The organism is Methanothrix sp. (genome assembly GCF_016706325.1).
Taxonomy (GTDB): Archaea; Halobacteriota; Methanosarcinia; order Methanotrichales; family Methanotrichaceae; genus Methanothrix.
On the sequence record NZ_JADJJX010000001.1, the window covers coordinates 1,522,166 to 1,537,312 of the forward strand.

The 15,147-nt window shown below is 54.7% G+C and carries 10 protein-coding genes; 5 read left to right on the forward strand and 5 right to left on the reverse strand.

Features of this window, described 5'->3' with window-relative positions:
- Nucleotides 1-135: 135 nt before the first annotated feature.
- A complete protein-coding gene (locus IPI63_RS07880; protein WP_292477818.1) occupies nucleotides 136-330 on the reverse strand; it encodes a hypothetical protein in 195 nt (64 codons plus the stop codon).
- A 324-nt stretch (nucleotides 331-654) separates the two neighbouring features.
- On the opposite strand from IPI63_RS07880, the gene IPI63_RS07885 reads away from it, so the two are divergent.
- Nucleotides 655-1,857, forward strand: coding sequence for a phosphoglycerate kinase (locus IPI63_RS07885; protein ID WP_366850899.1), 1,203 nt, complete (start codon nucleotides 655-657; stop codon nucleotides 1,855-1,857).
- A 5-nt stretch (nucleotides 1,858-1,862) separates the two neighbouring features.
- Here the strand turns inward: IPI63_RS07885 and IPI63_RS07890 are convergent, their stop codons facing one another.
- Both IPI63_RS07890 and scpB read right to left on the reverse strand, forming a co-directional pair.
- On the reverse strand, nucleotides 1,863-2,804 hold the full coding sequence (locus tag IPI63_RS07890; protein ID WP_292477821.1) for a bifunctional oligoribonuclease/PAP phosphatase NrnA: 942 nt from the start codon (nucleotides 2,802-2,804) through the stop codon (nucleotides 1,863-1,865).
- A 180-nt stretch (nucleotides 2,805-2,984) separates the two neighbouring features.
- Nucleotides 2,985-4,028: an SMC-Scp complex subunit ScpB gene (scpB, locus tag IPI63_RS07895; RefSeq protein ID WP_292477823.1), complete on the reverse strand. Its 1,044-nt coding sequence runs from the start codon at nucleotides 4,026-4,028 to the stop codon at nucleotides 2,985-2,987.
- A gap of 152 nt (nucleotides 4,029-4,180) precedes the next feature.
- On the opposite strand from scpB, the gene IPI63_RS07900 reads away from it, so the two are divergent.
- A complete protein-coding gene (locus tag IPI63_RS07900; RefSeq protein ID WP_292477824.1) occupies nucleotides 4,181-5,821 on the forward strand; it encodes a YgcG family protein in 1,641 nt (546 codons plus the stop codon).
- 186 nt (nucleotides 5,822-6,007) lie between these two features.
- Nucleotides 6,008-7,951 carry an S-layer protein domain-containing protein gene (locus IPI63_RS07905; protein WP_292477826.1) on the forward strand — a complete coding sequence of 648 codons (1,944 nt, stop codon included), beginning with the start codon at nucleotides 6,008-6,010 and terminating at the stop codon, nucleotides 7,949-7,951.
- A 100-nt stretch (nucleotides 7,952-8,051) separates the two neighbouring features.
- Here IPI63_RS07905 and IPI63_RS07910 read toward each other — a convergent pair whose 3' ends face one another.
- Both IPI63_RS07910 and smc read right to left on the reverse strand, forming a co-directional pair.
- Nucleotides 8,052-8,771, reverse strand: a complete 720-nt coding sequence (locus tag IPI63_RS07910) for a segregation/condensation protein A (RefSeq protein ID WP_292477828.1) — start codon at nucleotides 8,769-8,771, stop codon at nucleotides 8,052-8,054.
- An 18-nt stretch (nucleotides 8,772-8,789) separates the two neighbouring features.
- Nucleotides 8,790-12,314 (reverse strand): chromosome segregation protein SMC, encoded by a 3,525-nt coding sequence (gene smc / locus IPI63_RS07915; RefSeq protein ID WP_292477829.1) that lies wholly within the window; start codon nucleotides 12,312-12,314, stop codon nucleotides 8,790-8,792.
- Nucleotides 12,315-12,541: 227 nt separating this feature from the next.
- On the opposite strand from smc, the gene mmp10 reads away from it, so the two are divergent.
- Both mmp10 and IPI63_RS07925 read left to right on the forward strand, forming a co-directional pair.
- Nucleotides 12,542-13,765 carry a methyl coenzyme M reductase-arginine methyltransferase Mmp10 gene (gene mmp10, locus IPI63_RS07920; protein ID WP_292477831.1) on the forward strand — a complete coding sequence of 408 codons (1,224 nt, stop codon included), beginning with the start codon at nucleotides 12,542-12,544 and terminating at the stop codon, nucleotides 13,763-13,765.
- A gap of 60 nt (nucleotides 13,766-13,825) precedes the next feature.
- On the forward strand, nucleotides 13,826-15,001 hold the full coding sequence (locus IPI63_RS07925; protein WP_292478214.1) for a TIGR04083 family peptide-modifying radical SAM enzyme: 1,176 nt from the start codon (nucleotides 13,826-13,828) through the stop codon (nucleotides 14,999-15,001).
- Nucleotides 15,002-15,147 lie beyond the last annotated feature (146 nt).

The window sequence follows — 15,147 nt, forward strand, 5'->3', positions numbered from 1 at the left end:
CCATGATTTTGGCGAGCCACTATAAGGACTTTTCTCGACGTTTGCCGTGATCAATCCAAGAAGAGTTTAGGTGCGGACCGGACCGGAGCCGGAGTGAGAATGGGCCGGGCTAGCGGATCACAGTTCGGTCCAGGCTCACCAGGAAAAAGCAAGGAGCGGCCAGTCAAGGGTGGGCTTCAATGCGGCCAGATAGCAGTAAATCCCTATGGGATACCTCTTGACCTGGCTCTTGGCAGTGAATGCCATTGCGCTGAGATAGGGATTATCCAGGAGCGTCAGCTTCAGGTTCTGCCCCTGAGACTGTGCGGATCCCCTCAGCGGTATCGCCACAATTCCTGCTCCCTGCCAGTAGAAGAATGCAATGAGCAGGATGAATAGGCAGCTTAAGAGGACAGTGTATCTGGGGCGAACTCATACCTGCAGGAGATCCAGGCCAGTCCGTCCAGGTGCTTGGACCAGTTGATCCTTTTCGTCTCTTCTTCAGGTCTTCATTGAAGCTTGTGGCGCGAAGATCGGCATTTCCGGATAGTTGAGCTCCCTGAAAGCAGAATCATTTTTGAAAGCTGCCCTGCCCAAATCAGCAACGACTTTATATTCCTTTCTGCTAACCCCCTAGACAGACCGGGAGGAACTCAGTTGAAGGCCTATCTCACAATGGATGATGTCAAACTCGATAATAAACGGGTCCTGGTAAGGGTCGACTTCAACTCCCCCATGGACCCGAGCGGAAATATCCTGGATGACAAACGGATCAAGAGCCATTTAGATACTCTGCGCGCCCTGGAGGATTGCCGGGTGGTCCTCATGGCCCATCAGAGCAGGGCAGGAAAGAAGGACTATACCACAATGGAGGCCCATGCCCGCTCTGCTACCAGGCTACTTCGACGCGATGTCACCTATGTTGATGATATCTTCGGCTCTCATGCTCAAAAGGCCATAAAATCCCTCATCCCAGGGGAGGTTCTTCTCCTGGAGAACACCCGCTTTTATGCTGAGGAGAACATGAACCGCACCCCTGCGGATCATGCCAAGAGCCATATGGTAAAGAAGCTGGCTCCTCTTTTCGACCTCTTTATAAACGATGCTTTTGCCGTCTCCCACCGCTCTCATTGCTCTGTGGTCGGCTTCACTGAGGTCCTGCCCAGCATTGCCGGCCTTCTTATGGACAGGGAGATCACAGCACTGGATAGAGGCCTGAAGGGCGATGAGCATCCTGCAGTCTATTCCCTGGGTGGGACCAAGGTAGACGACTCCATCAAGGTGATAGAGCATGTTCTGCAACGGGGTGGGGCGGACAAGATTCTGACCTCTGGTGTGGTGGCAACGGTCTTCATGATGGCGGCAGGAATCGATGTTGGAGAAGCCAATCGCAAGTTCGTCGAGGATCAGGAGTATCTGGAGCAGATACCCTTGGCCACAAGGCTGCTGGCAGATTATCCGGACAAGATCTCAATTCCGCTGGACGTGGCTCTGAACAAGGATGGAAAGAGGGTAGAGGTTGCCGTCACTGCTATCCCCAAAGATCTTCCCATAGCTGATATCGGTCTGGAGACGATAGTGGATTATTCCAAAGAGCTGAAGGATGCCCGGATTACAGTGATGAACGGGCCGGCAGGGGTGTTCGAGCAGGATAAGTTCCGGCTGGGCACATCTGAGCTGCTGAAGGCTGCAGCCGAGTCTGGCTACTCCATAGCCGGTGGAGGGCATAGCGTGGCCGCCATAGATCAGCTGGGTCTGGAGTCAAAATTCTCCCATGTGAGCATGGGCGGCGGAGCGAGCATAACCTATCTCTCAGGGGAGCCCCTGCCGGGGATCGAGGCCCTGAAAAGCTCCGCCCGGAGGATGCGCAAGGCTTAAAAAGCTCATTCAAGGCAGCTGCCCAGCCGCCATCTCCCTGCATCTTTGCAGGAGGGCGCCGGGTCTCCTTGGGCATCAAAAGAGGCGGCAGAGCTGTGCCCCCCGCCGTCCCCATCATGATCTCTGCCGATCTCGCCCATCATCTGGTTGAGGTTCAGGCCCGCTTTGACTGCTTTGCGGCTGGACCGGGCGCTTATCCTGACCCGGCCACTATGCCTTCCGGCAACAAAGGCCACATCCGCTCCCAGATCGATCAGCGCAGATGCTGCTGAGCCCTCAAATGAGTTCGCCCTGGAGGAGGCAATCAGCCATTCTCCCTGCCGTTCGATCTTTGCCCTCGAGGCGGCCTTGAGCACAGCTATCCTCTGGGAGATGTCCGGGGCAATGGATAGGGCCTGCAATGCCTCATCATAATCAAACCCTCCCGCCTCCAAGAGCTCTGAAGCGGCCTGAAACGATTCCGCGCTGGCCCGTTTGAACCTCCCTGTATCCGAGATGATCCCTACCAGGAGTCCCAGGGCCATCTCCCTGCTCGGTTTTCGCCCATTATCCTTCAGGATCTTCCAGACGATCTCTGCAGTTGATTTGGCCGGCCTTTGGATATAGAACTCCGCACCCTCCAGGAGTCCTTCGTCCTGGTGATGGTCTACAAGGCCGTATCTGGAAAGGGAGATTCTTCCCAATTGCAGATGGATGGAGGTGTCCACCACCACAATCAGATCCCAATCCTCTGCCACAGGGTCGATCAGGACATCTGCTCCGATGGTATCTGACAGCTTCTTGCCGGTGCGGCTCAGGCCATCCGCCGCTCCTACAGCCCCGCCGAAGGCTTCAGCCAGGGCAAAGGCGCTCCCTATGGCGTCCGGATCGGCGTTGCGGTGGCACAGGTACAGGACATTCTTGTATCTGCTGATGATGGAGCCGAACTCAGCCTCCGAGATGAGCATGAGGAGTCGAGATCTTTGGCAATTGATATATCTTGCCTTGATATCCTTGGAGCAGCCAGCCTCCCCCACAGCCTCCCTGTTGTTCCTCTGAACCGGCTCGTATTCAGAGGCACCGGCTCAAAATCAGGGGTAACGGCTTAAATCGGAAGGATCGGCCATCCCGGAGATGTGAATGGGCTGTCAATGCCCGCCCGTGGCAGGAGCATTATCCGCCAGGAGCTTCTCGCAGCGCTCCACTATCCTCCTCACTATGTCCATATCGTAGGGCTGGTGGACGGGCACCTGGATCTCCGCCTCCATCTGGGCAGAGCTGGGCGCTGCTCTCAGCCCCCCCTCCTGAACATCCAAACGGAGATCGCGGGCGATATCCTCGATCATGGGGGTGAGGGGCTTGATTGCTCCTGCTCTCTTCGCCCTTTTGCGGAGCTTTTTCAGGAGGCGGTCGACCTCTGCTGCCAGGGGCTCCACATCGCCTGCCCCTGCCGCCTGGGCGATCAGCTCGGCGCTCTCTTTGAGCTGGGAGAGGGTGCGAACTTTGGCCTCTATCACATCTCCGGAGTAGTTCTCCCTCACCCTCTCCAGGTAGCCGGGGGCAATGACCAGAAGGTCGATCTCCTGCAGCCGGGAGAGGTCCTCCTCCCCGGGATTGTAGGGGTTGAGCACTAGATGATCCAGACCCAATCGCACAGCCAGGCTCCTGTACATCGGGCTGACCCCCACCAGCTTTCTGTTCTGCAGAAGGGCTTTTCTCACCGTCTGGGGATTGGAGGAGGCGATGCCGAAGTAGTCGGCAAACCCAGGTGTGGTGGTCAGAAGCTTGGTCCGGCTGTGCTTGACGGCATTGATCAGGCCCCTCTTCTCCAGTTCCCTCACATGCTCATAGCTCTTGTTTCCCCTGACCTGGACCAGCTCGCTCTGTTTGATGGGCTGCTTGTAGGCGATGATGGCCAGGGTTCTGATCAGGGGGGCCTCTATCTCCCGGGGGGCGAAGGAGAGAACCCGTCTGGCCAGAAGGGGTCGAACCTGCATGGAATAGCCCTCTCCTATGCTCCTGATCTCTATTCCCGCGTTTCGGCTGGCATACTCCTGCGCCAGGTCGCCGGCCGCTTGTTCGACCATCTGCAGTGACAGGCCGGAGATCTCAGCCAGCTCTCTAGAAGTGAGCATTCTGCCGGCGGCGAAGAGGGCGGCTTCGATAACTGCTTTGGCGCTGGAGTCCATCATCAGATCTACCTGAGGGATGATCTCTTCCCGAGGGATTTAAGTTTTAGCCAGAGCATACAGCCAAAGGTCTGCTTCTGGGAACTTAAAGCGAATTGTTTTTATGTGATCAGAGACTATTATCATAATCAGGAGAGTTGGCGGAGTGATGTGAGATGAATAAGATAAATCCGGCCTGGTTCTGCCGGTTTGCGCTTTCAATCCTGATCTTTTTTTCAGTATCATGCGCCTTTGCCGAGGATTATCCCGATTTTGTGGGATATGTGAACGATTATGCCCATCTGCTCTCAGCGCCACAGGCATCGAGCCTGAACCAGGAGCTGAGGGACTTTGACAATCGAAGCACCATCGAGCTGGCAGTGGTGACAGTAAACTCCATAGGGAGAGAGGACCCTCAGGGCTATGCCACCTATCTGGCCAACCTCTGGGGGATTGGTAAGAGGGGCAAGGATAACGGTATCATCTTTCTTGTGGCCATGCAGTCCCATGATATCTGGATTGAGACCGGCCAGGGGCTCTCCGGAGATATATCCAGCCGCCAGGTGCAGCAGATAGTGGATGAGATCATCATACCGGAATTCCGTGCTGGAAGGCCCGATCAGGGGATAATCAAGGGAACAAGAGCGATAATCGATCATTTTGATGGGCAGTCTCCGGTTCAAGGGGCAGGAGCCCCCGCGCCGGCTGCGCCGTCAAGATCATCTGCACCATCATCTCAAAGCCAGAGGGGGAAGGATGGTATTTTGATCTGGGTTGGAGCCGCCTTTGCAGCACTCATTGCTCTCTCCAGGGCATTCTTCGACATAATAAATCCCCGGAGTGCCCAGGCGGGGAAGAATAAAACGAAGCTCGAGGGGATCAGAAGAGATCTGGATATGATGGTGGAGGATTCTACTGCTGCCATTGAGGCACTGAAAGAGCTCAGGGCCAATTATGTTCCGTCGGTCTGGAAACCAGCAGAGGATGCCTTCAGCATTGTAGATCTGAACAGGCTGGAGCTGGAATATATCAGAGCAGTGAAGGCCTCCAAGAGGGGCTGGATCAATGCCCCTGCTGCCCAGCAACTGATAGATGGCCTGGAAAGCAGCTCCAGGATCGCCAGCAAGAACATCTCCCTTCCCATGGAGAGGCTGGCTGATGTGAAGAAGTCTCAGAACGAATATCAGTCGCGCTTGGCAGGGCTTGGCCTGGCATTCAAGCAGGCAGAAAACGAGGTTGCAGGCGCGCAGATATCCATGACCACGATGATGGAGCTGGAGAAGGCAAAACAGCTTTTCCGCGAGGCAAAGGACATGGCCGGCGAGAGCCCGGATGCAGTCGACTGGATAGCTCTCCAGGAGAGGATTCAGAAGGCAGAGGAGGCAGTCGGCCAGGTCAGTCAAATGGCAGCCAGAGATAAATCAATAGCTGCAAAGATCCAGGGCCAGGACCCGGAGGAGATGCTGGCGAGGATGAAAGAGTCTTTGGAGGCTGCGGAAGAGAGGTTTGGAACCTCCTATTCTGCCCAGCCTGACCTGGAGGCGAGCAGGGCAGAGTATGAGAGGGCACAGCAGTACCGCTCGGGAAAGATCAATAACATCGATTTGTATATCATCTTGGAGTCTGTCAACAGGCATATCGAGCACGGACGTCAGAGCCATCAGAGGGAGATGGAAATTGGCCGCCAAAGGATAGAGGAGATGAAAGCAAGAGTGCGGGCTACATCTGTGCGCCACGGCGGTTTTGGCAGCTCGGGATCAGGTAGCTTTGGCGGCGGCAGCATGGGAGGAGGCAGCAGCGGGGGAGGCAAGTGGTAAAACCTCCATCTTTATTATGGACAGTATTGGGAGATATCATCCATCGCAGATTGCATAGAGACGTTCACAGATAGATCTGCCCCGCAGCTAGAATTGATCATGAACTACATATAGCAGGCCAAATATAGTCTGCCGGGAGGGATTTTAATTAAAATTACTCTGTTAATTCCGCTGTTAGTCCTTTTTTTGGGTGGACTGATCTGCGATGGAGCTGATCAATCTCAATCTCAAGATAACTCCTCGGATCTGCTGCCCAAAGGGAATGATGCCGAGATTCTCTTCAGCATCTCAGAAGAGAATAGACTGAAGCTGCAGGAGGGCTATGAGCTGGCGGTCAAGTCGGCTGATATTGATGGGAATAAGCTTTATTCTGAGCTTTATAAGAATGGACGGATGATAGATTCCAGGATAATCATACCCTCTAATGATATCTCTGATACATTTGTCCATCCCCGGCCAGAGACTGGGGATGGGCACAAGATAGCAGTACACCTCAAGAACGTTTTCCGCGGGGTCGTATACGACATTGTCACAATCGATGGGGTCTATCAGACTTCAAAGATCCATCCTCATCGCATTCAGTTGAATGAATCTGACCTGAAGACTATCGCTTCTGGAATGCCCTTAGAGCTGGAAGAGGGCTATGACCTCGTACTCCATTCAGTGGATATCGATGGAAATAAGGCTCGTCTCGATCTCAGAAAGGGGGAGGAAGTCATTGATTCCCAGTTAATCCTTCCTGCCAACCAGATATATGATACGTTCCTCTATTCACGCCCGGGAACATCGCAGGAGATAAGAGTTCACTTTAAGAATATTCTCCGAGTTCCAGATCTTACCCTCATCACAATCGACAGGATCTGGCAGAATTCTGAAAAGGATCCCGATCTGGAGCTGATCGATGACTCTCAGCCTTTGATTGTGACTTCTGGGTATAATCTAACGCTGGAAGAAGGCTATGAGCTGGCAGTCCGATCTGTTGACATAGATGGGAATAGAGTACACCTGGAGCTCTCAAAGGACGGAGATGTAATCGACTCTCAGATAATCATACCCTCTAATGAGGTTGATGATATCTTTGAATATATCAAACTGGGAACATCGCACTCGATAAAGCTTCATTTCAAGAATGCTTTTCGGGGCGCGAATGAGAATCTGGTCACAATTGACCGGATCTGGCAGAATTCAGAAGAAGATCCTTATCAGGTGCTGATAAATCGCTCTGAATCCCTGACAATGACTGTCGGAGTGCCTCTGATGCTGGATGAAGGATATGAGTTGACTGTCCATTCGATAGATATCGATGGGGATAAAGCATACCTGGAGCTTTCCAAGGATGGAGAAGTGGTCGGCTCTCAGGCTATCATACTCGCTAACAGAGTTGATGATACCTTCATTTACTCTAAGCCGGGAACATCACAGGAGATAAGGGTTCACTTCAAGAATACCTTTCGGGGGGTGAATAAGAATCTGGTCACTATCGATCATATCTGGCAGAACTCAGAAAAAAATTCCGATCTTGTCCTGATAAATGACTCCCGATCATTGACGATAACCACCGAGATGCCTCTTTCGCTGGATGAGGGATATGAGCTGACTGCTCAGTCCATAGACATATATGGGAATAAAACATATCTGGAGCTTTCCAAAGATGGAGAAGTGGTCAGCTCTCAAGTTGTCATACCTGCCAATGAGGTTGATGATACCTTCATTTACTCTAAGCCGGGAACATCACAGGAGATAAGGGTTCACTTCAAGAATGCCTTTCGGGGGGCGAATAAGAATCTGGCCACTATCGATCATATCTGGCAGAACTCAGAAAAAAATCCCAATCTTATCCTGATAAATGACTCCCGATCATTGACGATAACCACTGAGATGCCTCTTTCGCTGGATGAGGGATATGAGCTGACTGCTCAGTCCGTAGACATAGATGGGAATAAAACATACCTGGAGCTTTCCAAAGATGGAGAGGTGATCGCCTCTAAGGTGATAATATCAGCCAATGAAGTTGCAGATACATTCGTCTACATCGAGCCGGGAACCCAGAAAGAATTGATCGTCCACTTCAAAAATGCTTTCCGGGGCGCGGAGGGGGGCTTTGCAACCATCGACCGCATATCTCAATAAGAATGAATTGATGTAGGGATAGGCTTCCGCCTTACTTCCACAGTCATTTTTTTTGGCGTTCTCCTCTTTCCCAGATGATCTGGTGGGTATAAAGCAGCAGCTATGGACGCCTTCTCACAAACAGCTCCCCGAAGATCTCCTCCTGCTCCAGCCAGACCTGCTTTCTCTGCGCCATGAAGAGCAGCGAGACATAGTTGGTCACCCCATCCTCATTCAGTTCCTCTCTGCGGTTGATATCCTGGAAGGTGACGGTCTTGCTCCCCATGAACATATCATCCAGTATGGGCCCCAAAGCCTTGATCCTCTCCTCGATGCCCTCATCGTGGGAGAGGTCCAACACCTTCTCATCAAGTGTAGGCCAGCGGTCTCTCATGGCCTTTCTCCGGCCCACCATCTCCGCCTTCTTCAGCTCCGAGATAAGCTCATCCAAGGTTACGGGCCTCTTGGAGCGTCTTCTCACCGGCGGATGGGGCAGAGTGCTCTCCCTCTCCTCCTCCCAGGCCTCCTCTTCCTCTCCCCCCATCTCCTCGATCTCATGGGCGGGCTCCTCATTCCGCTCCTCCTTCTGCCCCTCCATGGAGTCGGACTTCATCCTCAGGAGGATGCTGGCATAAAGCAGCGTCCTGGCCGGTATCCTCAGATCCCTCTTCTCCAGGGAATCGATGTACTGCAAAAACTTCTCTGTGGTCCGGGCAATATCGATATCCCAGGGATCGATATCCCCTCTTCGGGCCAGTTCCACCAAGACCTCTGCCGGCTCGCCGAACTCAAAGCCTCCGGGATTGGCTCCCAGGCCGGGGATGAATGAATCTTCAGACAAAGTCCTACCTCAACCGCCTCAACCATCTCTGCTGGTGCATATGCCGGTCACCGTGGTGATATTGTTCTCCTGCATTGTCACTCCCAGGGTGTACTTGGACTGGAGTATCATCGGCTTTCTCAGGGATACCACAATGAACTGGGCCTGGGCAGAGATCTTCTTGATCAGCCTTGCCACCCTCTCCACATTGGCCCCGTCCAGGAACATATCGATCTCGTCCATGGCATAGAAGGGAGCAGGCCGGAACATCTGGATGGAGAAGATGAAGGAGAGGGCAGTCAGGCTCTTCTCCCCCCCGGACATGGCCTCCAGGCGGTGGAAGGGCTTTCCCGCCGGCCGGGCCTTGATGCTCATCCCCCCGCTCAGAGGGTCCTCCGGGCTCTCCAGGATCAGCTCTCCCTCGCCCCGGGAGAGCTCCTGGAATATATCCTTGAAATTCTTATTGATTGCAGTGAAGCTGGACAGGAACGCCTCTTTCTTCATCTGGTCGTACCTGTCCAGCTTGTCGATGATCGCTTCCCTCTCCTCCCTCAGAGTGGTCCTCCTCAGGGCCAGGAAGTCGTAGCGGGTCTGGACATGATCGTACTCATCGATGGCCAGCATGTTCACCGGCTCCAGATCTCTCATGAACTGGGTCAGAGCTCGGATCTTCTCGGCGACTGTGCTGCTCTCCGGCGGCTCCTGGGCTGAGTCGACGCCGCTCTCTTCGATCTCTGTGCGCAGGCCATCCACCTTCAGCTGAATGGCATCACGGGCGGAGAGGCCAGCATCCAGGCGGGCCTGGATCCGATCCATCTCCCGTTCCATCTTATCGATCGCTCGCTGCATGGTGATGGTCTTCTCTAAAAGCTCGACTCTCACCCCTTTCAGGCCATGCAGCTCATGCTCGATCTCCGCCTCGCGGAATTTCATCTCCTCCAGTTCCTGGTTCAGGCTCTGGATGCGGGCGGATGCCGCCTCCTTCTGCTCTGCTGCCTCCGCCTTCTCCGCCTCCAGTTGCTCTCTTCTGGAGGTGATCTCCTCTCTCCTCTCGATTACTCCCTCTGACCGGATCCTGTCCTTGAGGATCTCGGCATCGATCTCTGCTATTCTGTCCTGAAGCCTTCTTATCTCTGATTTAGCCTCATCTGCCCTGCGATTCAGCTCGGGGATGGATGAGCCTGAAAGGCCAGACTCTATCCGGTCGATGCTCTCATTCGTGCTGGTTAAGATCTCCTCAGATGCTCGAACCTCCCCCTCCAGGGCATCCAGCCTTCCTTTGCAACTGAAAAATTCTCTCTCCATCTGCACAAGCCGCTCGCGCTTCTCTGCAATGCCCTTCTCCAGACGGGGCCTTGCCTCCGCCATCTCATCCGCCTGGAAGGTCTTCTTGGAGATGGCCCGGTTCAGCTCCTCCACCTCCCGGGTTAAGTGGGAGATCTGCCCCTCGATCCTGTCCAGCCTCTCGATAAGCTTCCCCCGCTCAGCATCAGCGCCGGAGATCCTCTCTGAGAGCTCCAGCAGCTTCTTTCCCTCCTCTGCTGCGAACTTCATCCTGGCCCTGTAGTGTCCTCCAGTCATAGCTCCTGACCTTTCCACCAGGTCCCCGTCCAGGGTCACCATCCTGTAGCGGCCCATGAGGGCTCGGGCGTGGTCGAGTCTCTCCACCACTAAAGTATCACGAAATACATACCAGAAGGCTCCCTGAAACTTGGGATCGAACTCCACCAGGTTGAAGGCATAGTCGATTATCCCCTCATAATTGGGCTTGAGGGAGGGGCTTCCCCGATCCAGCTTGTTCAGGGGGAGGAAGGTGGCCCTGCCGACCTGAGACCTCTTCAGATACTCAATGGCCCGGGCGGCATCCTCATCTGTGGCGGCGACGATGCTCTGCATCCGCCCTCCTGCCGCCACCTCCAATGCGGCAGAATAGCGGGATTGTACATTTCCCAGCTCCGCCACTGTGCCATACAGGCCCGGAAGCATATCTCTCTTGATAGCAGAGCGTATGGCGTCCACTGCGCGGGAAAATCCGCCCCTGTCCTCTGCCGCCTTGATCCGGCCATCAATGCGGGCGAACTCCCCCTGCAATTTATGCATCTCCCTCTCGGCCTCAGAGATCTCCCGCCGCAGCCTGAGCCTCCCGCTCTCAAGGTCGTCTCTATCCCTCTCCAGCTCCATCGCCCGGTTGTTGAGCTCGGCCATATCCTCCTTCAACTTCTCGGCCTCGTGCTCGCTGCTGGCCAGGGCATCCATCGCCTCCTTGATGGCATAGGAGAGCTCCTCTCTCTCCAGGCCTCCCCTCCTCACAGCATCAAGCAGTCGGTCCCTCTCCCGCAAGAGATCTCCCAGCTTTGCCTTGGCCTCTTCCCGGGTTCGTCTGGCCCCTTCAAGCTCCTCTCTGAGAGCGGAGAATTGAGCCCCCTCTCGGGTCAGGCTCAAAGTCGCCTCCCGGAGGAGAGCTTCTTGATCCTCAAGCTCTCCCTCCAGGCTGGCCTTGCGAATGCCAAGGTCCCGAATCCTCTCTTCCAGGAGCTCCTCCTCATCGGTGAGGTTGCCCAGCTGGATGAAGCTCGCACTCTGCTGGCGATCCATCTCGGTCAGAGACCTCTCCGCCATCTTGACCTTATCGGCCTCGCGAGCGATCTCCCCTTTAAGCTCCTCGATCCTACGCTTGACCTCGATCTGCTCGTCCTCCCCCTTATGGGTGATCTCCTGGCCGAGGCTCTGCAGCTTCTCCTCCTGGACGGCAAGGCAGGAGCGCTCCTCATCTGCCTGCAGCCTTATCTCATCGTTTCTGCCCTGGAGGGTGAGTATCTCCTGGTTGAGGCATTCCAGCTCTCTTGAGGCCTCTTTGAGCCTGGCCAGAAGAAGGAATGCCTCTTGCCTCTTCAGCTCATCCTTGTGCGCCTGGTAGGAATGGGCCTTGTCCCTCTCCACTCGCAGCCGATCCAGCTGGCCTCCCACCTCCTCCAGGATGACATCAACCCTCTCTATGCGCTCTCGCACCACATCAAGCTCTTCTAGTGCTTTTTTCTTCTTCTCATCGAACTCGGCGACGCCAGCGATCTCGTCGATGATCTTGCGCCGCTCAACAGCTGTCATCTCGATGATGCGGGTCACATCTCCCTGCATGACTATATTGTAGCTTTCCGGGGTTATTCCCGCTTTGGCGAGCAGATCCTGCAGCTCTGCCTGGCCACAGGTCTTGCCATTAAAAGAATAGGAGGAGGCATATTTATCCCTCTTCGTCTTGATCTTCCTTGAGACCTCGATTATGTCCTGGTCCAGGGGAAAGTGACGGCTGGTATTGTCCAGCCGGACGATCACCTGGGCAAAATCAGGATTCTTGCCGTTATCCCCCCGGTAGATGAGGTCGGGCAGCCTTTCCGCCCTCATCGCCCGCGAGCTGGAGAGACAGAGGGCAAAGAGAAGGGCATCGACTATATTGGATTTTCCGCTTCCGTTTGGGCCGGTAACCGTCATAAAATCATTCTTCAGAGGAACTCTGATGCTCTTGCCGAATGATTTGAAGTTCTTGAGTTCAACCTCTTTGATGTACAAAGGCTACCTCCGCCAAATCCTGCAGTGCTGGCCCCTTCGAGGATTCCGCTTACTATCGCTCCTTAACTTAATTATGTATTCGAGGATGTATATATCACTTTCCCATATGTAAACCTTTCCTCTAGCACGATAATTAAATTCACAAAATCAAGATATTTATTTGTTATTATGATTGCTTCTACTGCCACCCCAAGGCTTATTTACCATTTGGCATGATCGAGAGGGAGATGGACGTACTCGCAGATGTAGGTGGAAGGCCGGGCCTGGACTGCAGGGGATTTTGCAGCTACTGCTACTTCAAAGGGGTGAAGAAGGTGCCAGCTTTCGGCTGCAAGAACTGTATGCCTTTCAGGAAGGGCTGTGACTACTGCTCCCGTGCCATAATGGAGGGCTATCCGGGCTTCAAACCCATAAACGATGTCCTGTTCGAGGTGGCCCAGAGGTGCATGGGCAGCATACCGGACAAGGTCACCATAAGCGGGGGCGGCGACCTGAGCTGCTACCCGGACCTCATTCCCCTGGCGAGGATGCTGGGTCAGGGGATGGTACCCATCAGCCTTGGCTACACCAGCGGAAAGGGGTTTGAGAGTGCTGACGATGCAGCGGAGCTTATTGATGCCGGGGTGAATGAGGTATCCTTCACTGTCTTCTCCACCAACCCCGAGCTCCGACGCAGGTATATGGGAGACAGGCATCCGGAGATCGCCCTGGAGAACCTCAAGAGCTTCTGCCGTAGCTGTGCTGTCTACTGTGCAGCAGTCATCATTCCAGGAGTGAACGACGGCCCGGAGTTGGAGAGGACCTGCAATGACCTGGAGAGTATGGGCGCACGTGGCCTTATCCTCATGCGGTTTGCCAACCAGCGGGATCAGGGATTGATCCTGGGAAATGATCCCATTCTGCCGGGGATAACCCCTCATAGCATCGAGGAGTTCAGAGATCTGGTCACCCGTACTGCCGAGCAGTATCGCTTCCGGGTGACTGGAACTCCCCTGTGGGACCCGGTCACCGGCGCCCCCTTCGCTCTGGCCAGGCGTCCAGATGTCATATCCCGCCTGACCCCTCTGCGGAGGGGGGCGAGCATCATCACCAGCCGGGTGGCGGCTCCAATGCTGAGGAGCATCTTCTCCCAGATGGAGACGGGTGATCGGGTGAACATCCTGCCGGTGGAAAAGGACATCGGCTGCCTGATCACCATTGAGGACTTCTACGGCCTGGACCTTGACCGGGTGATGGAGACTGTCATCATTCCCGGCCGGACCATGGCTCATGAAAAAGAGATCAAGGGCATTCTATCAAAGGATGGCCGGGAGAGGATGATAATCCGGGGCCCGGATACACTCACTGTGGACGGCGAGATGAGCATCTCCATGAGTGCCGAGGAGGTCATAGATCTGGAGGTTGAGGCCTTCGGAGAGCTGATCGAGGCCATCAATGCCATGGGCATATGAGCATATGAGCCAGGGAAGGGGGACAGGAGATAGGTGAGATAGGTGAGATAGGTGAGAAAGATGAGAAAGATGAGAACACAGAAGAGGCCTTTTCACGTCATGATCATACCCACCCTCGGCTGCCCCTCCAAGTGCAGCTACTGCTGGAGCTCTGAGGTCGGATCCCCGAGGATGAGCATCGAGACTGTAGGAGAGATAGTGGAATGGCTGCGCGACTTTCGGGACGATCCGGTTACTTTCACCTTTCACGGCGGAGAGCCACTGCTCGCCGGTGTGGACTACTACCGGGCGGCCCTTCCCCTGCTCAAAAAGGAGCTTGAGCACCTCTGCCCTAACTTCGCCCTGCAGACCAACCTCTGGCTGCTGACCCCGGAGCTGGCGGAGGTCTTGGCAGAGCATGAGATCCCCATAGGCTCAAGCCTTGACGGCCCCCAGGAGCTCAATGATCTGCAAAGGTCGGAGGGCTACTTTGAAAGGACCATGGCCGGATATGAGCTGGCCCGAAAGCACGGACTGCAGGTGCAGTTCATCTGTACATTCACCTCCTATTCAGTGCAGTTCAAAGAGGAGATATTCAATCACTTTCTGGAAAACGAGCTCACACTCAAGCTTCACCCTGCCCTCCCCTCGCTGAAGAGCGAGCAGCCAGATCGGTGGGCCCTCCCTCCGGAGGATTATGGCGAGCTGCTGGTCTATCTCCTGGACAAGTACCTGGAGAACATGGACCAGATCGAGGTCAGGAACATCAACGATTATGCCAGATGTGTGCTCACCGGAAGGGGCACTGTCTGCACCTTCGTCGACTGCATGGAGAACACCTTTGCCGTGGGCCCCGATGGAAGCATCTATCCATGCTACCGGTTTGTGGGGATGCCCGAGTTCGTCATGGGAAACGTCCGCGACCGCCCCAGCCAATCGGACCTGGCCGCCTCCCCAGCAGGAGTTCTCATGCGCCAGTTCAAGGAGTATGTGGATGTGAACTGCAAAGGCTGCAAGCACATCCGCTACTGCCGGGGAGGCTGCCCCTACAATGCCATGGCACCAACAGAGGGAGAGATCAGGGGGGTCGATCCTCATTGCATCGCCTATAAGCGGATATTTGATGAGATCTCCGATCGCTTCAACAGAGAGATGATGAGCTCCATGGGCCTGGGATTGGAGGGGATGGGGCCGGGAGGCGGAAAAAGCAGCGGGCCGGGGATCATGTCGTTGATGCAAAGGATGATCGGGAGATAAATTAACATCGGCTTGTGACAATTCTAATGCAGCCCGATGCTGCCCCTGGCCCCAACAGAGGACAAAGATACAGAGGACAAAGATACAGAGGACAAAGACAAGAGAAATGGTATCCCCAGGCTCGCCCACAGAAAACAGCAAAGAAT